We start from the raw sequence: 20,617 nt of genomic DNA, 5'->3' as shown, positions 1-20,617 counted from the left end.
TCACTCCGCGCCCGCCGACCCGCGCCGATACCGGGGCGGTCGGCGTGTGCTCGGTGGCGATCTGGTCGCGCATCCGCTGCCATAGCCGCTCGGCCGCGGCGAGTTCGTCCCGCTCGGCCCGTACTTCGGCCAGCTGCTTGATCAGCCGGTCTTCGCCCTCGTCCAGCTCCACGCGCCGCGCGGCGACCCATTCCGCTATCTCGGAATCCGTCATGCCCCGGGTCGTAGGAGCGGTACGCGCGGCCATAGGCGGGAACTGCGGAACCACCTGCCAGACGATCTACGCCGCAGACTATGCCCCACAACCTGTACGAGCACCCGGATCGACCATCACGCCAGTCCCTCCGACCAGCATGTTCGAAGATGGCGAAGGCCCAATGAGCATGTCGAGGTGATGCTCAGCTGTCTCCAAGCCGCCAGGAACGCCACGTCTGTTCAAGACACCCCCCTCGGCCAAGCAGGCATCCGCCGTGACCCTCGAAGCCGGACAGAGTGTCCGGACCGTCGCAGAACAGAGAGCGGATGCTGAGCCGGGCATCACCAACCCGAATCACTCATTGATCCCGGGATCTGGTCGGCCGGTATCGTGAATTGCAGAGTGCGAGTCGGGGAGGCATCCCATATGCGGGGTCTTGGAGATCATCTCAGCATTGGAGAGCGGATCGCGTTCTACCGCGAGCGCCGGGGGTATACGCAGCCCGTGCTCGCAGGGCTCGTTGGGCGTGGTACCGACTGGCTGTCGAAAATCGAGCGAGGCGTGCGGAAGGCTCCGAGGATCGACAAGCTCGCGGAGCTTGCTCACGTGCTGCGCGTCCCACTCGGCGACTTGATGGGGCATCCCCTCCTCATGGAGGACGATCAGAAGCATATGGACGACGTGCCGGCTATTCGTGACGCATTGATGAGTCCTCGTCGTCTCTCGAAGCTGCTGTTCGGTCCGGCGGCAGAGAGGCAGCTGCCCACGCCGGAGTCAGCCCAGATACTTGTGGAACGCAGCTGGAGCGACTACCAGGCAGGCGCTCTCGGTGACGTCATCGCTGCGCTCCCCGGTCTGCTCCGGACGGCTCAAGAGCTCGAAGACCTTCCGCCAGGCGATCAGCGGCGACGCGGCCTCGCGGTATCCGCTCGTACGCACCATCTGGCGGCAACCACGCTCTCCAAGATCGGTGAGTCCGATCTGTCATGGCTTGCGGCCGAGCGGGCCATGCGGGCTGCCGACGAGTCCGAAGATCCTCTGTCACTCGTCTCCGCCGCGCGCTCCGGCACGCATGCGCTCTTGGCCAACGGACGTTACGAGGACGCCCTTGAGCTCGGCGACACCGCAGCAGCCTGGCTCTCACGCCAAGTCGGCGGGGACGATCCCGCAGCCCTGAGTCTGCTCGGCATGATTCACCTGCGTGCGGCGGTGGCCGCGGCGCGTCACCAGGACAGGCCCACAGCCAGCAGCTTGCTCGCGAGAGCGGCGGGGATGGCTGATCGGCTCGGCTCCGACGAGAACTACTGGCACACCTGCTTCGGACCGACGAACGTCGAACTGCATCGAATCTCGATCGAGCTGGAACTGGAGAACATCCCGTACGTCATCGAGCACGGGAACATAGACGTCGATCATGTGCCGCCAGAACGTGCGGTGTCCCACCACATCGACTACGCCCGAGCTCTGTGCCTCAGCGGTCGCGTCGGCGACGCCTTCAGTGAGCTACGCGAGGCTGAACGCACATCCCCGCAGCTCGTGCGGAACAATCCGCGGGTGCGGGAGACTCTTCGTGATCTGAGGAAGCAGTCCCCGGTCACTGGCGGCAGCAACTCGTCCGACTTGCTGGCCATGGCCCAACGGTGCAGGGCGGTGCAGTGAGGTTGATACAGGGCAAGGTGCTGGGCGTTGTCGGATCGGGCGCCGGTGGGGTCGAGGAACTGCGCAGTGGGCTGGTGGTCCCGGCACTCGAACGGGGCTGGACGGTTGCGATCACGCTCACACCGACCGCACGTCAGTGGCTCCGGGCGAGCGGGGAGACCGCAGAGCTCGAAAGGCTGACCGGTCTTGCTGTTCGGGCTGAACCACGCCTGCCGGGTGACGCTCGACCGCATCCTCCGGTGGACTGCTACGTCGTCGCCCCGGCGAGTGCCAACACCGTCGCCAAGCTCGCCCTCGGCATCTCAGACAACCAGGCTTTGACACAGGTCAACGAGGCTATCGGGACGCTGGATCTCCCTGTGGTCGTCTGGCCCCGGGTGAATGCCGCTCACACTCGCCATCCCGCGTGGGAGGGGCACGTCAAGGCCCTTCACGATTCCGGGGTTCGGTTGATCTACGGAGATGAGGTATGGCCGCTCGCCGAGCCGCGGGCTGGGATGTCAAGGCGCCGCTACCCGTGGCAAGCAGTCCTGGACGAAGCGAGTAAGGCTATTTCCTGACGGGCGCGGCTCTCCTGCAGTGAGTCGTGGGCTGCCCTTGACCGGGCCCGTACACGAGCAGGGGTGTGGCTACGGCTCCCTACCTTGCGGTCATGGTCTACATCCCGTGGGGCAAGTTCCCCACCGTCGCCGAGCACCCACAAGCCCACCGGTGGCTGCAGCTACGACTTCTTCGCCAAGTGCCCCGACCGGCTGGCCTGCGCGCGCTGCCCGTTCTACGTCCCCAAGGAATCCACCCGCGGCCAACTCCTGGTCGTCAGGGACGACATCGACCAGATGCTCGAACAACTGAGCCTGACCGACGACGAACGCGAAGCCCTCGAAGGAGACCGCGAAGCGGTCACCGCCCTCGCCGAACGACTCGCGGACACACCCCACCCGCCGGCCCGACACCAAAGGAACTCGAGACCACGGACGGCTTCATCCCCCTGACCCAGGTCATGAAGACGATCGCCCCTGACAGGGGCGACCAGGAGACCCATTGACGCACTCGCACACACCCATAAACCCCTTCAGAAGGGTCGCAGCAACGTCTCGATTCTCAATAGGGTGTGGGTCTTCTTGAGTGAAGGAAGTCCGGCCGTGGCTGGTTGAACGCGATCGAGGATGATCGGTAGATGTTCGTGCGCGTGGAGAAGGTAGAGCAGGTTTCACTGGCGCCGGTGGCCGTGCGAGTGCACTCGCCGGTCGGGACCGCGGTGGTGAGTTGGCGTGGTGATCCGGAGCAGGCGAACGGTCGGCACCATGTTGAGTGGACCGTGGACGAAGATCTCCTCTGGGAACGGAACGTTCAGCTCTCCGCGCTTGCCGAACCGGGACTCGGGCAGAACGGTAGCCAGGTCGTCCTGCGCGGACGCATTGATATCTCCGAGCCTGGCACCGCAGTCCTTGAGATGGGTGGCTCGCTGGTCATGTTCGATCTCGTCGTGCCGCTTCCGGACGCAATCGCCGCCGCCTGGGTGGAGATTCGTGTCGAGGCGGCAGCTGTTTCTCTGTGGCCCTTCCAGGTCTGACATCACCGGCTTCGAGGCCTGGATCCAGGGAGTCGATCAGGCTGTGCGGCAGTAAGTGACCTGTTCAGAGCTGGGATAGACCCGGCGGTGCTCGCGAGCGGTGTGAAAGGCCCAGTAGTCGTCGAAGTCTCCGTTCGTGATCAGTGCGCGGAGTTGAAGGACGGCTCCGGCACCGTCGAGTCCCCAGCGGGAGCCGGTGATGTCGAGGCGGTCGGCGATCAGATGCCGGCAGGCTCCTTTCACTCCAGAAGAGCCGCACCCTTTCCTGACTCGCCATCAATAATGTTGCAACCAAAGGAGGTTGGGCCCGGACAGTTTGTCCGGGCCCTTCGTCTTGACTGACGCCAGTGTGAGGGCACCGCCGACTAACGGAGGAAACGGATGCCCGATCAAGGGCTGAGTGCGGCACTCCCCGGTGCGAAGGCCTGGAGTGACACAGCCAGGACCTGCCCGACCACACACGCAGATGGGATGGGCGGCAGCGACCACCCGTCCCGGCCCTCGACAGATGCTGCCCCATCGCCGCCGGGCAGGGAGCACATCGACGAGTACGCCGTCAGAAGCACTCCCACGCCAGCCGACGGCACTCGACGCTGCATCCTCTGCCGATGCCGTCTGAGTCGCTACAACAACGAGGACGTGTGTTCCGGTTGCATCCGCCCCAATCAGCAGATCACCCGCAGCATCCCCATGGACGTCTGGCATATACCTGACGTCCAACATGCTTTGATCAACCGAGAATTCGGGCGCATGCTCCGGCTGATCAGACAGCACGGTGGGGTCAGACAAGACGACGTAGCCGCCATCTCGGGCCTGAGCCAAGCCTTTCTGTCGATGCTCGAGTCCGGCGCCCGCAAGCTGACCAACATCGACAAGATCATTCAACTGCTGGATGGCCTGCAGGTTCCACCAGAGCTGACCGGACCGATGCTGCGGCTACACCGCCAGCGCGATGTGCCGCTGCGTACTGAGTCGGCGCTTCGACCCATCTCAGTACGCGCTGCTCCATCACCCCGGTGATATCACCACTGCAATGTGCATGCCTGCGCAGCATCCAGCACTGTTGGGGGCCATCGCAACGTCGGGGCTAGGCCGTCAGCCCGCCTTCTGAAGTCACGTTGCGTGCTTGCCCGTCCCAGTGTCCCGACGAGTAGCAACTCACTGATTTCCACCAGCTGTCGAGCCGCGTAGGCGGTCGGCGCGGCAGCACCAGCATGCGTACACGGAGGATCACCATGCAGGGGAGATATACGTCCGAAGAGTGGTCGCAGCGTCAGATCGCCTACTACCGCGCACGAGCCTCCGAGTACGACACCGCGTACGGCGAACGCATGGGCATGCCCGTGCTCGCGAAGGCCCTCGACGCGTGGCCGATCAACGGTGACGTTCTGGAGTTAGCCTGCGGCACGGGCCAGTGGACCCAGTTGCTTGCCAACCGCGCGAACAGCCTGACGGCGCTTGATGCCGCGCCCGAAATGCTGGATGTAGCCCGAACACGGATGCAGGGTGAGGCGACACGCTTCATTGAGGCGGACATCTTCCGATGGGAGCCCGACCGCCAGTACGACACGGTCTTCTTCGCCTTCTGGCTCAGCCACGTACCTCCCGCCGAGATCTCTGCCTTCTGGGGCATGCTGCGGCGGGCTGTGAATCCTGATGGCCACGTGGTCTTCCTCGACGATTCCCACGCAAAGGCACAGATCGAGAAGCCGGTGCCCGGTGAGCAAGTACCAACCGTGTACCGCACCCTCGCGGACGGCACACGGCACCTCGCCATCAAGGTGCTGTACGACTCGACCGATCTCACGCGACAACTGAATTCCTTTGGGTGGGAGGCCCACGTCGAGCAGTTCGACTCGTACCACGTCGGCGGCATCGCAAGGCCGAGGAGCCGGACGTGATCGGCGTCAACGGCTATCCCGAGCGCCCCAGCGTGCGCGCCGGCGAGTCGGTCCGGCTGCATGTCGCGACAGAAGCCTCTCGATTCAGAGTCGACCTCTTCCGCTGGGGAGCGACTCTGGAGCACAAGGGGAGCGTTGAGTGGCCTGGACGAGCAGCTGCCCCGGGCCGGTTCGGCGAGGACTGGCAATGGCCAGCATACGAATTGAGCATACCCCACCACTGGAAGTCCGGCGTCTACATCGCGGTCCTGAGCACAGAGCCGATGTCGGGCACACCGTCGATGGACGCCCGCGAGGCCAGGGTGCTGCTGGTCGTCACGCCTTCCGCCGCCTCGGAGCGGAGCAAGATCCTCTACAAGATCCCGACGTTCACCTACCACGCGTACAACACGGCAGGTGGCGGAAGTCTCTACAGCGCCTCCCATGTGACGCTGCGGCGGCCGGGCGGCGGTGTCGGAGGCCCGGTCAAAGGGCTGCCCGACCCGTACGACGCCGCATCCCCGCGGCAGACGTTCGCGCACTGGGACGCCCCTTTCATCGCGTGGATGGAGGAGAACGGCATCGAGAGCGACTACTGCACCGACCTGGACATCCACGAAGGTCGACTTCTGGGTGACGGGTACCGTCTGATGGTCTCCGCCGGGCACGACGAGTACTGGAGTGCCCAGGCCCGTCGGAACGTCACCAGCTTCCGGGACAGCGGCGGCAATATCGCCAACTTTGGTGCCAATACGTGCTGGTGGCGCGTGAAAGTCGCCGCAGATAGCACTGTCCTGGAGTGCGCCAAGTTTCCGCCCGGGCCCCCCGTCGGCACCGACCCGGACAGCTCGTACGGCTGCCCCGACCACTGGTGGGAGACCGACCCCGAGAACGCCCTGATCGGCGTCAGTTACCGCAACGGCGGCGGCCATTGGGACGGGCCGCGAGCGCCTCTCGGATTCACCATCACTGACGCAGACCACTGGGTGTTCTCCGGCACCGGGTTGCAGACCGGTGACGTCCTCGGTCGCGAAGGGGCACTGGTCGGCTACGAATGCGACGGGGCGGCGTACGAGGCGGACGAGCGCGGCCGCCCCCGCCCGACAGGTCAGGACGGGACGCCGAAGGACTTCGAGATCCTCGGGATGGCCCCACTGCCCTCCGACTGGAACTTCGCGGCGCGGGAACCGACGGCCAACCCGCGCTCGGCCACCCTCGGCCTGCATACGGCGGGCGGCACGGTCTTCACCTCAGCCACCACCGACTGGGCCCGCCTGCTGGCCACCGACCCCCAGGTCGCCGCCGTCACCCGCAACGTCATCACCCGCCTCGCCTGACGAAGGGATCGTCGTGTCCGGACTCGCACAGCACGTACGGCCGCTCAACGTGATCATCGGCGTCAACGGCATCGGCATGGGGCACTCGGTCAGACAGAGCGTGCTGGCCCAATACCTTCGCGACCGCGGCCACCACGTGCGCATCGTCACCAACGGGTCAGCTCGCGTCGCGTACTTCCGAGACCTCGGCTTCACCGCGTGGGACGGGTGGATGCCGACGCTCCTCGCCCGCGGTGACCGCATCCTCGCAAGCGATGCCATACGGACCAATGTCCGTGAGGCACCCGCTGGCATCACTCGGCATCTACGCCTGAGGCGTGCCATCCGGGACACCGGCATCCCGGACCTGTTCATCACCGACTACGAACCCAACACCCCGCGCCTGGCCTACCACTTCGGCAAGCCGCTGATCTCCGTCGACCAGCAGAGCAAGTACCGGCATCTGGACCTGCCGGGCATCGGCCGATACGCGCGAACCGCCGACGAACAGCGGCTGCGCTACTTCGCACCGCACGCTGACCGGTCGTTCATCTGCTCCTTCATCCCCTTAGAGGCAGATGACGGCAGGCTCGAATTCATCGCTCCCGTGGTCCCCGACATCGTCCGCTCAGCCCCAGTCACCACCGAGCCCCTCGTCACCGCCTACTTCTCGCGGTACTTCGACCACGGCCCGGAAGACTCCGTCCGCGCACTCGCCGAGGTCTTCCGCCAGCACGCCCACGACCGCACCTTGCGCATCTACGCACAGGCGGCAGAGTGCACGAACCTGCGCCGATACGCCGACCGCAACGTCGAGATCCACACCTTCGACCGCGAGGCGTTTATCGCCGACATGGCCCGGTCCGAGGCGGTGATCTCCAACGCCGGATTCAACCTCATCAGCGAAGCCTTCGTCCTGGGCAAGCCGGTCCACCTGGTCCCACTGCCCACATACGACCAGCACTGGTGCGCCAAGGTCGTCCACGAGGCAGGACTCGGAACCAGCGCCCCGCACATCGGCCCAGACGCGGTGGTGAACTTCCTGCGCCGCAGCCGGGAGCTGCGCGACAACGTCGTACGCCACCGGGACCAGCACCTCGTGTCCGACCCCAGGGAAGAGATTGCCAAGTACCTGGAGGATCTGCTGCCTGTGGCCGCGGGGCAGGTCTTTCCCTCGCCCGTCCGGTAGGCGGTCATGGCGATCTCTTCGCTCTCCGCACCCGTGGAAACCGCGGTGGCTGCTGCCGCGATCGTGACTTGCTACCGCTTCGTGGTCTCACCGGTGGTGCGGTTCCTCGCACTGCGCGCCTCAGTCCTCCCGGCAGTGATCGCGAGCATCGCGTCCACGATGCTGCTCCTCTTCTGCCCGTCGCCGAGCCCCGGTCCAGTCCGCTGGTTCGCAGTCTTCGTGGTCGGGTTGCTCACCTGGCAGGGCGCGACGAGCGACTACGACGTCACGCTCCCGATCAAAGCGCAACGCCGCGACAAGCAGCTGTTGTTGCTGTTCGCCAGCGCCTCGTTGTTGTGGCCCCCGGCTCTGCTGCCATGGCTCGTCGTGTACTGCGGCAGGCTCCGCGGTTGGAAGCACCACGCGATGATGTCGCTGCGGATACTCAAGGCGTACCTGGCCTGGTTCCTCGTGGCCATCTCTTTCGGCTCTGCAGGATCGCCAACGGGGTTGCTGCTGGTTCTCTGCTGCGTCTCGCTCTCCCACTACGTGAAACCGGCCTGGAGCAAGGCGCGTCTGGGCCCACGCCCATGGTCGTGGGCCTGGCACAACCGCACCCACTACCTGATTGCCTCCGCGTACTGCTGGGGCTGGGCACGCTTCCTACCCACCGAGACGGTATCCCGCGTACTACGCCGAGCGCGGGCCGTCGACCGGCCGGTCAACTTCCTGACCATGGCCGTCGAGGCTGCCGGTCTCATCGCATTCTTCGACCGGCGACTACTGATCGCCACCCTGCTGGCGACAGCCGTCTTCGGCCTCGCCGTCGCCCTCACATCTGGCATCTTCTTCTGGGAGAACATCGCCACCAACACCGCTCTCGCCATCACTATCTCCGTGCTCCCCGGCGCTGATTACGACGCGGCATTCGGCTGGGCAGCCGCGCTGATGGCCCTGGCGATGCTGCTGCTGAGTGCTGCCGACCTTCTCTGGCAGCCGTGGCACCTTGGCTGGTGGGACTCGCCCTTCACGGCCCGCATGCACTGGCAGGTGGAGACCGTCTCCGGCACACGGCTGGGTCTCTACAACGACTTCATGTGTCCCTACGAGCGCGAGTACGGCCGGGTCCTGGGCTACTTCCTCACCAGCGAACCCGTACTCCACGGTCATCTCGGGATCGTCTGGGACCGGGAGCTTCGAGACCACCTCGTCGAAGCGCACGGTGACCGCGACACGCTGCGAACGCTCAAGCAATCCTACGGCCAGGTGCACATGGAGGAGGAGCAAGCGCGCGACCACATCGCCTTCCTGGCCGCCATGTTCATCCGCCTCAACTCCGGTACGCCCAAAGGGCCTTTGCCCCACCGACTGCGATACCTCAAAGCCCCAGGAGGCCAGCTCTACCGCTGGGGCGACCTCCCTCCCTACCGCGGCGAGGAACCGGTCCGCCGCATCACTATCCGCTACCAGGAACGCTGCTACCGCCCAAGCACTGGTGACTTCGTCCTGCTCGCCGACGACACCGTGTGGAAGATCGATATCCCCACGCTCGCCCAAGACCACGGGAGTACTGCATGCGCAACGTCTTCATCGACTGCGGCACCAACCTCGGAGTCGTGCTGAACCGCTTCATCCAGGAACTCCCGGACCACGACTTCTACGCCTTCGAGCCCAACAAGCAACTGCTGCCGTCCATCCACCACGCGGTCAAGAGTGCCGACCACGCGCCCCGAGTCGAGATCTCCCACAGCGCCGTATGGACCCATGACGGGACGATCGACCTCTTCCTCGGCCACCACGAGAGCTCCACCGTGATGCCCGGCAAGCGCGTCCCCCCGGTCTACGACCAGCAGATCGACTACGACTCACCGGTCCCCGTACCCGCCACGGACTTCAGCGCCTGGCTGCGAAGGACCGTCACGGCGGACGACCACGTGGTCGTAAAGATGGACATCGAGGGCGCTGAGTACCCCGTACTTTCCAAGCTGCTCGCCGACGGGACGATCGACCTCATCTCCGTCCTCTACATCGAGTGGCACTACGACCGCTTCTCCTACATGAGCCGAGCTGACCACGACCAACTCGTCGGCGCCGTATCCGCATGCGTCGACGTCCGCGACTGGGACTGACCGAGGAAGGAGACACAAGGCCATGCGCACGAAGGACATTTACCTGGTCAAGCACGGCGAGACAGAGGAGAACCTCCGCGGCATCCACCAGGGCCAGGCCGTCGGCGGCCGGCTCAGCAAGCGCGGGCAGGACGACATTCGCACAGTCGGTGAAAGCCTCACCGCAGCCGGGGTCGCAGTGGATCAGATGCTCGCCAGCCCGATGACCCGCTGCCGCGAGTCCGCCACACTCTTGACCGCTGCGCTCGCACCGGTCGACCTCCGGGTGGACGAGCGCCTCGCCGCCAAGAACAGCGGCCACCTGGGAGGAAAGCCAAGGGAGTTAGCGACTGCCGCGGCAGCCCACCAAGGGGTGCCGATCCACCAACTCCGTACACCCGGAGGCGAGTCGTCGGAAGACGTCCAAGCCCGCTACGGGCGCCTCTGGGACGACATCTCCACCGGCCCACACAAGACGACGGTCCTTGTCGGGCATGGCGGAGGCATCGCCTGCCTGCTGCTCCAGCTCACTGAGCAGGGCTTCGACCGCTATTTGGACCACGTACCCGGATCTGGGGGCGTGACCTGGATCGAGGTCAACGAGGACCGTCTTCGGATCCGGCTGATGAACGTGCCGCCCGCAGCCCTGCGCGGTCACCTCGCAGCCCGTCCCGTCCGATGAGAACCGGTACGGTACGGGTGCGAGCGGGGTTTTCAGGCAGAGTCGTCGCCGCCGAAGCGTTCCCGGTAGGACTCCAGGTCCTCCTCGCTGATCTTCGCGAAGAGCACCGGCGGCACGGTGAACGCGGTACCGGCCGGAACCGTGTCCAGGGCCTTGGCTTGCTCCGGCGTCACCCAGGTCGCGGTATCACTGCCCAGGGTGAAGGCGCCACGCATGGCCCTGGCCGAGGCCGGGATGAAGGGCTCGGAGACGACCGCGTACAGGTGGATGAGGTTCATCGCCGTACGCAGGGTCAGCGCAGCACCGTCGGGGTCGGTCTTGATCTCCAGCCAGGGGGCCTTCTCCTCCAGGTAGGAGTTGCCCGCCGACCACAGGGCACGCAGCGCGAACGCGGCCTTGCGGAACTGCAGAGCCTCCATCTGCTCCTCGTACTCGCCGAGCAGTCGCGCGATCTCCTCGCCCAGCTTCGCCTCCGCCTCACCAGCCGCACGCCCAGCCGGAACCTCGTCGCCGAACCGCTTGCGGGAGAACGACAGGACACGGTTGACGAAGTTACCGAGGGTATCGGCCAAGTCCTTGTTGACCGTGGCGGAGAAGTGCTCCCAGGTGAACGAGGTGTCGTCCGACTCGGGGGCATTCGCCATCATGAAGTAGCGCCAGTAGTCGGCCGGGAGAATCTCCAGGGCATCGTGCGTGAAGACGCCCCGGCGCTGCGAGGTGGAGAACTTCCCACCGTAGTAGTTCAGCCAGTTGAAGCCCTTGACGTAGTCGACCATCTTCCACGGCTCGCGCACACCGAGCTCGGTGGCCGGGAACATCACGGTGTGGAACGGGACGTTGTCCTTGCCCATGAACTCGGTGTAACGGACGTCGTCGGCCTCGTACCACCACGACTTCCAGTCGCGGACCTCGCCGTCAGGGGCGGCGTCGGCCCACTCCTTCGTCGCGCCGATGTACTCGATCGGGGCGTCAAACCAGACGTAGAAGACCTTGCCCTCCGCTGCCAGCTCCGGCCAGGTGTCGGCCGGCACCGGCACGCCCCAGTCCAGGTCGCGGGTGATCGCGCGGTCGTGGAGCCCCTCGGTCAACCACTTGCGGGCGATGGAGGAGGAGAGCTGTGGCCACTCACCGCCGACCGCGTCGATCCACGCCTCGACCTCGCCCTGGAGCTTGGACTGGAGCAGGAACAGGTGCTTGGTCTCGCGGACTTCGAGATCGGTGGAGCCGCTGATGGCCGAGCGTGGGTTGATGAGGTCGGTCGGGTCCAGGACGCGGGTGCAGTTTTCGCACTGGTCGCCGCGAGCCCTGTCGTAGCCGCAGTGCGGGCAGGTGCCCTCCACGTACCGGTCGGGCAGGAAGCGGCCGTCAGCGGGCGAGTACACCTGCCGGATCGCCCGCTCCTCGATGAAGCCGTTCTCGTTCAGCCTCCGCGCGAAGTGCTGGGTGATCTCCACGTTCTGCTGCGAGGAGCTGCGCCCGAAGTAGTCGAAGGCCAGCTCGAAGCCGTCGTACACGGCCTTCTGCGCGTCGTGCGCCTGCGCGCAGAACTCGGCGACGGGCTGCCCCTGCGCCTTGGCGGCCAGCTCGGCGGGGGTGCCGTGCTCGTCGGTGGCGCAGATGTAGAGAACGTCGTGCCCGCGCTGGCGGAGGTACCGGGAGTACACATCCGCCGGAAGCATCGACCCGACCATGTTGCCCAGGTGCTTGATCCCGTTGATGTAGGGAAGCGCGCTGGTGATCAGGTGTCGAGCCATCCTCGGATGCTCCATTTCATTGCGTACGGCGCCGAAGCCGGAGGTGCGGCGCACTCAGGTCGAAGGCTGCTGTCGGCGCAACCACTCAGGTCGTCCCGCAACGTCACACACCGTGACGAGTCGAGTCTGCAGGCCACATGCATCGTAGCGAACCGGAGACTCGGCCATCCCCTCGGTTTATCAGCGCCCCGCAGCGGAGGTGCGAAGGCACTCGGCCGTCCGAGACAGGCGGCCAAGCGAGTCTCGTACGGCCGAGGCACCCCCCATCTTAGAGCCGACGCGCTGCGGCAGATTCCCATGCATCGCTCTCACCCCACTCCAACGAGGTGGAAAGCATGATCAAGAATTCCGTGTTCCGGCCGTGCCGCGTCGTCGTAGTAGGCCAGGGATACGTCGGACTCCCACTCGCGGTGAGGGCTGCCGAGATCGGGCATCGGGTCGTCGGTCTCGATGTTGACGCGGAGCGTGTGAAGCGCCTCGTGGTCGGTGAGTCGTATGTCGAGGACATCCCTGATAGCCGCCTGGCCCCGCTCCTCGCATCCGGCTCATACCGGCCGAGCATCGACGCAGCCGACTGCGTGGGCTTCGACATAGCGATCGTCACGGTCCCCACTCCTCTCCGCGACGGAGTACCAGACCTGTCATACGTCGAGGAGGCGGCGCGGACGCTCGGCCACCACCTGAGTCCCGGAGCGACGGTCGTGCTGGAGTCGACTACGTACCCCGGTACCACAGAGGAGCTCTTCGGCCCGACCCTGGAACGCACCTCTGGCCTGACCGCCGGCCTCGATTTCCACCTCGGTTACAGCCCCGAACGCATAGACCCCGGTAACCCCACCTGGAAGCTGGAGAACACTCCCAAGGTCGTCTCGGGTATCGACACCGCGTCCACGGATGCAGTCCGCAGTTTCTACTCGGCCCTCGTCGACACGGTCGTCCCCGTCGACAGCTGCAAAGAAGCCGAGCTGGCCAAGCTGATGGAGAACACCTTCCGGCACGTCAACATCGCGCTCGCCAACGAACTGGCGATCTTCGCCCACGAACTGGACATCGACATCTGGGCCGCCATCGACGCCGCCTCCACCAAGCCGTTCGGCTTCATGCGCTTCACGCCCGGCCCTGGCGTCGGCGGACACTGCCTACCTATCGACCCGTCGTATCTGTCCTGGCGCGTTCAGCGGGCTCTCGGGCGCAGTTTCCGCTTTGTCGAGCTGGCGAACGACATCAACAACCACATGCCCGACTACGTGGTTCGCCGCCTCGTCGACGGTCTCAACGCACGCAAGAAGTCCCTCAACGGGTCCCTAATCCTGCTGCTTGGCCTCGCCTACAAGGCCAACACCGGCGACGCCCGCGAAACCCCAGCAGCACGGATCGCTGAACTCCTCACCAGCATGGGCGCCGAGGCCCAGGCAGCCGACCCGCATGTCATCGATGACGCGCACCCTCGCGCCGCTCATCTCACAACCGTCGAGCGGGTCGATGTGACCCCGGAACGACTCGCGGCAGCGGACGCCGTCGTCTTGCTCGCCGACCACGACACCTTCGACTACCACACGATCACCGAGCACGCCACGTACATCCTCGACTGCCGCCACCGACTCGTTGGTACACACGTCGACTCACTCTGAAGGGAAGCCCTCCGTGGACATCGTGATCACTGGCGGCGCCGGATTCATCGGCAGCAACCTCGCCCGGACCCTCACCGAGCACCCTAAGGTCACCCAGATCCGAGTAATCGACAACCTCTCAACCGGCTCCAAGGAAAACCTCGCTGGCCTCGACGTCCGCTTCGTCGAGGGCGACGTCCAAGACGCTGCTCTTCTGGACCAGGTCTTCCACGGCGCGGACACGATCGTCCACCTTGCTGCCTTGCCCTCCGTACCGCGCTCCGTGATGAACCCTCTAGCCAGCCACCATGCCAACGCGACAGGGACTCTCCAGGTACTCGAAGCCGCCCGCCGTGCTGGCAACCTGCACGTGATTGCAGCCTCCTCATCCTCGGTGTACGGCGCCACCCCATACCTGCCCAAACACGAGAAGTTGCCGACAATCCCGATGAGCCCATACGCGGTGACGAAGCTTGCGACGGAGGCGTACTTGAGCGCATACCACTACAGCTACGGCTTGCCCGTCCTGCCTCTCCGCTTCTTCAACGTGTATGGCCCCGGACAACGCGCTGACCACTCATACGCCGCGGTCATCCCAAAGTGGGTCCACGCGGTTCTCACCGGCCGACCAATCACCGTGCACGGTGATGGAACACAGACCCGCGACTTCACCTTCGTCGGCACCGTCTGCGAAGTCCTCGCAGACGCGGCCATCCGCACGATCTCCAGTGCGTCCCCCGTCAACCTCGCCTTCGGCGCTGACATCTCACTCAAGGAGTTGATCGCCGAGATCGAGGCTGTGAGCGGCGCTGGTGCTGCTGTGACTCACACCGACCCACGACCTGGCGATGTTCCCCACTCAAGCGCGGACAGCAGACGCCTCCGTGAACTTTTCCCGGACATAGTGCCGTTGGCAGCACGGATGGGGCTCGAAGCCACCTGGCAGTGGCACCGAGCGAGGACTGGTGTCAGCCGCAGGCCTCACCGTGGTGGCCGACTGCTGCCGACGAGAGATGACGAGCAACAAGGCGCTCCCGCCATCCACGGTGGATGACGCGTGCGACGACTGGCTCGTGAACCGGCGCGGCCCTGGAATTCGAACTGAGGAAATAGCTGCGGTGCTGGCGTGTGATCTCTACGGTGAGGGGGACAGCAGGTGGGACCTATCGTGGGGGTGCAGTGGATCCGGAGCTTTCCGCGCTCGCGGGCCTCTTGGTCAGTAGTTTGATCGCGGCCTTCGCCCAGGAATCCGTGGGGTGGGCGAAGACCAAGGTTGCAGCTCTATTCCGGAGAGGAACCTCTGCGCAGGATGGTGACTCTGAGCCCGAACTGGAGCAGACCCGCCGCCGGGTGAGGGGGGCGCAGGCGGCGGGTGACGAGGAAGCCCTTGCTGAGATGCGCGAGGAGCTGATCGGGCAAGCGGAGCTCCTGTTGGCTGATCAGCCTTCCGCGGTCCGCGCCGGGCGCGAAGCCGTCGGTGAGGCGTTGATGAACGAGCACCCCGTCTGGGCCTCCACGGCCCTGCTGTCCTACGTCAACAACAGTGCACTGCTCCGGGAGATGGACGAGCACTGGCGTATGTGCCAGGAGGCCGGCGCCGGTACGGCGTTCTTCCTCAGCGGCATCCCCGGAGTGGGCAAGCGCAGTACGGCCCTTCAATGGGTCCACCGGCATCGGGACGTCTTCGTCGGGGAGGTACTCCGTGCCGACCTCGGCTTGCGCCATGGCAGGATCCCGGAGACATCAGCCGTGTTGGAACGGTGGCTGCAGCAGCTGGGAGCGATCCCGGAGGAGCGGGCATCCGACGTCCCAGACCTGGCCTGGCTGGTTCGCCGCAGGCTCGGTGACCGGCCGGTGGTCTTCGTACTGGAGAACGTCACCACCGCACGCCAGGTCCGAGACCTGCTGACGGACCAGCCCTACGGGGTGGTCCTGATGACGGGGCAGCAGGAGCCGCATGGCCTTCACACAGTGGTCCAGAATGTTCGGCCGCTCCGCGTCCCCGCCTTGCCGGATGAGCATGCCCTGGATCTCCTGGTGAAGCTGACCCGGACTACGGAGGACCCGGCACGGTTCAGGCCGATCGTCCGGTACGTGGGGGCGCTGCCGCTGGCCCTGCGCCTTGTTGCGGAGCAGTTGAGGTCACCGATCCCCGGCGTGCTCGAGGACGTCACCGCTCAGCTCGCCGACCGGACGACGCGACAGGAGCTTCTCCATATGGGTGACATGAACCCGCTCCCCGAGGCATTAGACCTTTCCTATCAGCGGATGGCCCTGCGAACGGCACAGCTCTACCGCCGCCTCGGTCTGTTGGTGAATGAAGAATTCCAGCTGGACCTTGTGTACGCACTGGCCTCGGACTGGCCAGCACCCGAAGTGCGGGCTGCGATGAACTCCCTTGTCTCAGCGGGCCTGGTGGAAGTGCGGGGAATCGATGCCTACCGGCTGCCTGCCCTGGTCCACGATCACGCGTTGACGGCTGCGGAGCGCGACGAGGACTCGCGTGAACGGGCAGCAGTACAACGCCGGATCGTCCACCACGTGCTGTACATCGCCGAGAAGGGGGAAGCGACACTGTCCTCACGCTGGCGCCACGACCCCATGAACGTCTTCACGGCCGACGAGACTGGGGAGCGCGAAGAGGCGGACGTTCTACGAGACTTGGGGCGCCGTCAAGCAACCATCTTCGCCGCCGTGGACCTAGCCGCCGAAGCGGGACTCCACACCGAGGCATGGCGTCTGGCGCAGGCCACGTGGACGTACTGCTTGAAGACGGGTAGTCATTCCCGGTGGATCGAGTCACGCGTCACCGCGCTTGCTTCGGCGGAGGAGTCCGGAGACACGATGGCGGTGGCCCGCATGTCCTACGAGCTGGCGTTTGCCTACCTCGATCGCTGGGCCATTGAAGAGGGCGATCCTCGCCTCGCTCGCGAGTTCTTCGAACGGGCGTTGAGCCTGGTGAGGCCCGGTGTGTCAGGGCGCAGTGAGGGCGAGCGGCGCACGGAATCGACTGTTCTGGAGGGGCTGGGCCTACTCGAACGGAAGCTGAAACGCCCGAACCAGGCGATCGGACTCTTCCTCGACGCGCGAGCAGCACTGGAAGGGATCGATCACCCGCGGGGGCGGGCCCTCCTCACCATGCACATCGGCGCCACGTACACGAGATTGGAGCGGCACAACGACGCCGAACGCGAATTGCGCGGCGCTGAGAATCGATTCAAAGCCCTTTCGACTGGCCCGGACCGCTTCAACATCGCCAAGGCACAGCTGCTCCGTGCCGAGGACCGCCAAGCATGCGGCCAGCCGCATGAAGCCCTCACTGCACTGGACTCCGCAGTAGCAGGCATGAAGCGCGTGGGCTCCGCGTACTGGACTGCGACAGCCCTCTTGCTACGGGGGCGTATCAATCGGCAGTTGGGCAAGCACGGACGAGCAGTCTCAGACTGGGAATCGGCACGTGCGCTCTACCAGGAGGCCGGCAGCAACCGCGAGGACGAAGCGCAACAGCTTCTGGAGGGGGAGGTTCAGTAGCAGGAAGGGGCAGGTCGGGAGGTCGCAACCCGAATTGCGCGGCACCGGGTGGTTATCGATGGGAATGTGCTCGGACTTCGGTCACCTCAAGTAGCCCGGAATCGTGAAGCTCACCTGCGCGCACAACGATCCGTTCGGCCCCCTCGCTGAGAGCTCGCGTGTCTCCCGGCCCCTGGGCCCTCGTATCCCATGCGTAGACGGTCGATGCGGCCAGGGCAAACGTCGCCCACTCCGGGCGGCGCAGCCAGCGAGCCTGCAGCCTTCTGCCACCGCGAAGGACTGTCAGGCAACCCTGCTCTGCGGTCTCCGCAGCGACCAGCCCACAGCCGGCGGACGACGCCTCATACGCGCACCACGGGTCGTCACCTGGGCCGGACACCCGCTCTTGCGGTACCAGGAGAACATCTGCGGCACGAGGCCACCTACGGTCCGGGTCGTCGCGATCGGCAGCCAGGTGCGCCGAGGCGAGGTGCTGTCCCTGACCGCGCTGCCGGGCGGCCGGATATCGACGCACGGTCACTTCTCCGTCACCGCGTCCATGACCTCCGTCCGTCACGGACGTGGTGACGAACGCAGCCTCCTCATGAGGCATTCGCGTGGTGCGGTGCTCGGATGACCGCCCCGGCACGGGTACTGCGGCCACGGTTGCCGGGAACTCGGGTTCGTCCAATTGCAGCCAGGAATAGAACAGGCGCCGCAACAACTCGATGGAACGACCTGGCTCCGACGTGACGGTCTGCCCCACATCTTGCAGGTCCGGATCATTGCGCTGATTGTCCACAGTTGCGAGCTGAGGCTGAAGGGGATAGGCACTTGACACGCGGGGAAGCAACTCGCCGAGTCTCTCCATGGGGGAATGGGGTGCCACCTTTGACTCGTCAAAAGCCCCCAAAATGCACGGAATTCCCAACGAAACGCCGTACATGGTCAACGAACCGTGGTCACCGAGGAGGAAATCTGCCGCGCAGAGTGCTGCTTTCCAGGTGTCGCTTTCCGGTGTCGGTAGAAGGAGGCCAGAATCTATAAGGGGTGCCAGCCAGCTTTGCATTTGCCAGGCCCCGTGTCCGAAATACGCATTGGGGTGGATTGCCGCAAGCGTGCGGAACTCTTCTATCGGAAGTTCGGCCAGCGTGCGGCGGAGAACGTCGGCCTGCGGAGACCCGAGCAGCGAACCGTCGCCCCAGGTAGAGGACACCACTACGAGCTGCTGTCCCGGCTTCAACCCCAATGCACGACGATAGCTTTCGCGGAAGGGCAGGCTGGCGCGCAGCTGGTCAATGCAGGGGTCGCCCGCCACGACAGTGACGGGAACCGCCTGCGGGCACGACAGTGTGAGGCGCTCAAGCTGCTCTGTATGGGAGAGGACAATTGCTGACGGGACCAGGTTCCCGTTGTGTGTCAGCCATTCCTCGCTGAGCCCAAAGGCTCCCGGCTCCCGGCTCCCGGCTCCCGGCTCCCGGCTCCCGGCTCCCGGCTCCCGGCTCCCGGCTCCCGGCTCCCGGCTTGCCCAGTCTCTTAGTATATCCGACACCGTGTGAAATTACAGACAATTTCCCATGGATCGCAGCGAGTTCTCCGCCGAAGCTCGCGGATATGGCGACATCAACCGGGGTTGACAATGCTTGTTCCCACGGCAGCACAGGAAGCTCCAGCTCCGCGAACAGTTCTCGTACGCCGGCCTGAAAGGCGGAGGAACCTGTTGACGTGACGAGCAGCTGGATGCGGAAGTCGTCGTGGAACAGCGGCAGGAGGTCCAGCAGACGGCCTGCAGAAGTAACGTTGTGGACCACCAGCAGGACCCTTCGCTGGACGGTTCGGCTCGTCCACTGGCGAGATCCCTCCCCAACCGGTACACGAATCAGTTGGGGTTCGGCTGCCCCCACGCCTGGCCTCCTGAGCGAGCATGGTGTCATTTGGAATGACTACCTTAACTGCGCTGGATGGTCCTTGCGATCAAGCTGCCGTCGGGACAGAGAGGGGTTGGTGCCAGGCGATGAGCATCGACGGCCTGTTTCAGGAGAGCGGCCGGGCAGGCCGACGGGCTGAACGGCTTTTGGACGGTCCCAGATGTCTCCAGAGACAAGGAAGCGCGGCCCGCCGTTGCAGCGTCGGTAGCGGTCACCGACCAGGCCGCCGAACGTGCCGACGTCGTCACACTGCCCGCCCCATCGGAGGCCGACGAGTGGTGCTGGGAGATGCCTCCCACTGTCGTGGACGTACGTCAGCGCAAGCGGGCCACGCGGCTCCCTAACTGTTTCTAACAAAAGCGGTTGATCATGTGACTGTTGGCGTGTCGGCTCGTTGGTCTGGTTGTGGCGAAACGTCAGTCGCGGCCGTGGATCGTGTCGGATGAACTGTGGTCGCTCATCGAGCCGTTGCTGCCCGAGCCGGGACCCAAACTGGTGCAGGGCAGACCGCGGGTGCCCGACCGGCAGGCACTGTGCGGGATCTTGTTCGTGCTGCACACCGGCATCCAGTGGGAGTACCTGCCCCAGGAGCTGGGGTTCGGCTCGGGCATGACCTGCTGGCGGCGCCTGGCCGCCTGGAACGAGGCCGGCGTCTGGGACCAGCTCCACGTCATCCTGCTGGAGAAGCTGCGCTCGAAGAACCAGTTGGACTGGTCGCGGGCGGTGATCGACTCCTCCCACGTGCGGGCCGCTCGACGGGGCCCAAAAGCGGCCCCAGCCCGGTCGACCGCGCACGGCCGGGCAGCAAACACCACGTCATCACCGACGGCCAGGGCATCCCGCTCGCGGTCACGCTGACCGGCGGCAACCGTAACGATGTCACCCAACTCCTGCCGCTGCTCGACAAGATCCCGGCAATCGCGGGTCTGGTCGGCAGGCCCCGTCGACGCCCAGACGCGCTGCTGGCCGACCGCGGCTACGACCACGACATCTACCGGCGCCTGCTCTGGCAGCGCGGGATCCGCCCCGTGATCGCGAAACGAGGCGAGCCGCACGGCACCGGCCTGGGCATTTTCCGCTACGTCGTCGAGCGCACCATCGCCTGGCTGCACGGCTTTCGCCGCCTGCGCATCCGCTGGGAACGACGCGACGACATCCATGAAGCTTTCCTCGGCATCGCCGTCTGCCTGATCACTCACCGACACGTACAACGCCTTTGTTAGGGCCAGTAAT

General features: G+C 65.4%; 16 protein-coding genes and 2 pseudogenes. 14 read left to right on the top strand and 4 right to left on the bottom strand.

Translation table 11 applies throughout. The features are described from left to right. Nucleotides 1-214, bottom strand: a 214-nt coding sequence (locus tag AC5P1C_RS42420; RefSeq protein ID WP_493871358.1) for a hypothetical protein, incomplete at its 3' end; no start/stop codon positions are given. Between the two features lie 408 nt (nt 215-622). Between AC5P1C_RS42420 and AC5P1C_RS42415 the strand changes: the two genes are divergently transcribed. The 3 genes from AC5P1C_RS42415 (at nt 623) to AC5P1C_RS42405 (ending at nt 3,428) form a co-directional block, all read left to right on the top strand. Then, on the top strand, nt 623-1,855 hold the full coding sequence (locus AC5P1C_RS42415) for a helix-turn-helix domain-containing protein (RefSeq protein ID WP_493871357.1): 1,233 nt from the start codon (nt 623-625) through the stop codon (nt 1,853-1,855). Continuing rightward, entirely contained in the window at nt 1,852-2,415 is a 564-nt protein-coding gene (locus AC5P1C_RS42410) for a flavoprotein (protein ID WP_493871356.1), read from the top strand. Before AC5P1C_RS42415 ends, AC5P1C_RS42410 begins: the two co-directional genes overlap by 4 nt. A gap of 617 nt (nt 2,416-3,032) precedes the next feature. Further along, nucleotides 3,033-3,428 carry a hypothetical protein gene (locus tag AC5P1C_RS42405; RefSeq protein ID WP_493871355.1) on the top strand — a complete coding sequence of 132 codons (396 nt, stop codon included), beginning with the start codon at nt 3,033-3,035 and terminating at the stop codon, nt 3,426-3,428. A 36-nt stretch (nt 3,429-3,464) separates the two neighbouring features. On the opposite strand, the pseudogene AC5P1C_RS42400 reads toward AC5P1C_RS42405, so the two are convergent. Then, nucleotides 3,465-3,671, bottom strand: a pseudogene (locus tag AC5P1C_RS42400) (ISKra4 family transposase); the annotation flags it as partial. A gap of 507 nt (nt 3,672-4,178) precedes the next feature. On the opposite strand from AC5P1C_RS42400, the gene AC5P1C_RS42395 reads away from it, so the two are divergent. The 7 genes from AC5P1C_RS42395 to AC5P1C_RS42365 all read left to right on the top strand — a co-directional run bounded on the left by AC5P1C_RS42395 (nt 4,179) and on the right by AC5P1C_RS42365 (nt 10,582). Further along, nucleotides 4,179-4,448: a helix-turn-helix domain-containing protein gene (locus tag AC5P1C_RS42395; protein WP_493871354.1), complete on the top strand. Its 270-nt coding sequence runs from the start codon at nt 4,179-4,181 to the stop codon at nt 4,446-4,448. Between the two features lie 311 nt (nt 4,449-4,759). Beyond that, a complete protein-coding gene (locus AC5P1C_RS42390; protein ID WP_493871353.1) occupies nt 4,760-5,329 on the top strand; it encodes a class I SAM-dependent methyltransferase in 570 nt (189 codons plus the stop codon). After that, nucleotides 5,326-6,645 carry a N,N-dimethylformamidase beta subunit family domain-containing protein gene (locus AC5P1C_RS42385; RefSeq protein WP_493871352.1) on the top strand — a complete coding sequence of 440 codons (1,320 nt, stop codon included), beginning with the start codon at nt 5,326-5,328 and terminating at the stop codon, nt 6,643-6,645. Before AC5P1C_RS42390 ends, AC5P1C_RS42385 begins: the two co-directional genes overlap by 4 nt. Before the next feature lie 13 nt (nt 6,646-6,658). Further along, a complete protein-coding gene (locus tag AC5P1C_RS42380) occupies nt 6,659-7,813 on the top strand; it encodes a glycosyltransferase family protein (protein WP_493871351.1) in 1,155 nt (384 codons plus the stop codon). A 45-nt stretch (nt 7,814-7,858) separates the two neighbouring features. Then, nucleotides 7,859-9,415 carry a hypothetical protein gene (locus AC5P1C_RS42375; protein WP_493871350.1) on the top strand — a complete coding sequence of 519 codons (1,557 nt, stop codon included), beginning with the start codon at nt 7,859-7,861 and terminating at the stop codon, nt 9,413-9,415. Next, the gene (locus AC5P1C_RS42370) at nt 9,367-9,921 is read left to right on the top strand and encodes an FkbM family methyltransferase (protein WP_493871349.1); all 555 of its coding nucleotides are present in this window, start codon (nt 9,367-9,369) and stop codon (nt 9,919-9,921) included. Before AC5P1C_RS42375 ends, AC5P1C_RS42370 begins: the two co-directional genes overlap by 49 nt. A gap of 22 nt (nt 9,922-9,943) precedes the next feature. Next, the gene (locus tag AC5P1C_RS42365) at nt 9,944-10,582 is read left to right on the top strand and encodes a histidine phosphatase family protein (RefSeq protein WP_493871348.1); all 639 of its coding nucleotides are present in this window, start codon (nt 9,944-9,946) and stop codon (nt 10,580-10,582) included. A 32-nt stretch (nt 10,583-10,614) separates the two neighbouring features. Here AC5P1C_RS42365 and metG read toward each other — a convergent pair whose 3' ends face one another. After that, nucleotides 10,615-12,336 (bottom strand): methionine--tRNA ligase, encoded by a 1,722-nt coding sequence (gene metG / locus AC5P1C_RS42360; RefSeq protein WP_493871347.1) that lies wholly within the window; start codon nt 12,334-12,336, stop codon nt 10,615-10,617. Nucleotides 12,337-12,671: 335 nt separating this feature from the next. Between metG and AC5P1C_RS42355 the strand changes: the two genes are divergently transcribed. From AC5P1C_RS42355 to AC5P1C_RS42345, 3 genes are all read left to right on the top strand, one after another. Next, on the top strand, nt 12,672-13,967 hold the full coding sequence (locus tag AC5P1C_RS42355; RefSeq protein ID WP_493871346.1) for a nucleotide sugar dehydrogenase: 1,296 nt from the start codon (nt 12,672-12,674) through the stop codon (nt 13,965-13,967). Between the two features lie 13 nt (nt 13,968-13,980). Next, entirely contained in the window at nt 13,981-15,000 is a 1,020-nt protein-coding gene (locus AC5P1C_RS42350) for an NAD-dependent epimerase/dehydratase family protein (protein ID WP_493871345.1), read from the top strand. A gap of 125 nt (nt 15,001-15,125) precedes the next feature. After that, a complete protein-coding gene (locus AC5P1C_RS42345; protein ID WP_493871344.1) occupies nt 15,126-17,477 on the top strand; it encodes a hypothetical protein in 2,352 nt (783 codons plus the stop codon). 52 nt (nt 17,478-17,529) lie between these two features. On the opposite strand, the gene AC5P1C_RS42340 is transcribed toward AC5P1C_RS42345, so the two are convergent. Further along, complete coding sequence (locus AC5P1C_RS42340; RefSeq protein WP_493871343.1) at nt 17,530-18,774, bottom strand: hypothetical protein; 1,245 nt, start codon at nt 18,772-18,774, stop codon at nt 17,530-17,532. A 1,015-nt stretch (nt 18,775-19,789) separates the two neighbouring features. Between AC5P1C_RS42340 and AC5P1C_RS42335 the strand changes: the two are divergent. Then, nucleotides 19,790-20,520: pseudogene (locus AC5P1C_RS42335) on the top strand (IS5 family transposase); the annotation flags it as partial. Nucleotides 20,521-20,617: the final 97 nt, after the last annotated feature.

This window comes from Streptomyces sp. A18, assembly GCF_059026065.1.
The sequence above is the reverse complement of the archived record's forward strand: the minus strand, read 5'-3'. Positions and strand labels throughout refer to the sequence as shown.

Excerpts from the sequence above, each read along its gene's own strand:
- AC5P1C_RS42365 (WP_493871348.1), top strand. The coding sequence starts at position 9,944 with ATGCGCACGAAGGACATTTACCTGGTCAAGCACGGCGAGACAGAGGAG.
- AC5P1C_RS42390 (WP_493871353.1), top strand. The coding sequence starts at position 4,760 with ATGGGCATGCCCGTGCTCGCGAAGGCCCTCGACGCGTGGCCGATCAAC.
- AC5P1C_RS42355 (WP_493871346.1), top strand. The coding sequence starts at position 12,672 with ATGATCAAGAATTCCGTGTTCCGGCCGTGCCGCGTCGTCGTAGTAGGC.
- AC5P1C_RS42415 (WP_493871357.1), top strand. The coding sequence starts at position 623 with ATGCGGGGTCTTGGAGATCATCTCAGCATTGGAGAGCGGATCGCGTTC.
- AC5P1C_RS42405 (WP_493871355.1), top strand. The coding sequence starts at position 3,033 with ATGTTCGTGCGCGTGGAGAAGGTAGAGCAGGTTTCACTGGCGCCGGTG.
- AC5P1C_RS42370 (WP_493871349.1), top strand. The coding sequence starts at position 9,367 with ATGCGCAACGTCTTCATCGACTGCGGCACCAACCTCGGAGTCGTGCTG.
- metG (WP_493871347.1), bottom strand. The coding sequence starts at position 12,336 with ATGGCTCGACACCTGATCACCAGCGCGCTTCCCTACATCAACGGGATC.
- AC5P1C_RS42395 (WP_493871354.1), top strand. The coding sequence starts at position 4,179 with ATGCTCCGGCTGATCAGACAGCACGGTGGGGTCAGACAAGACGACGTA.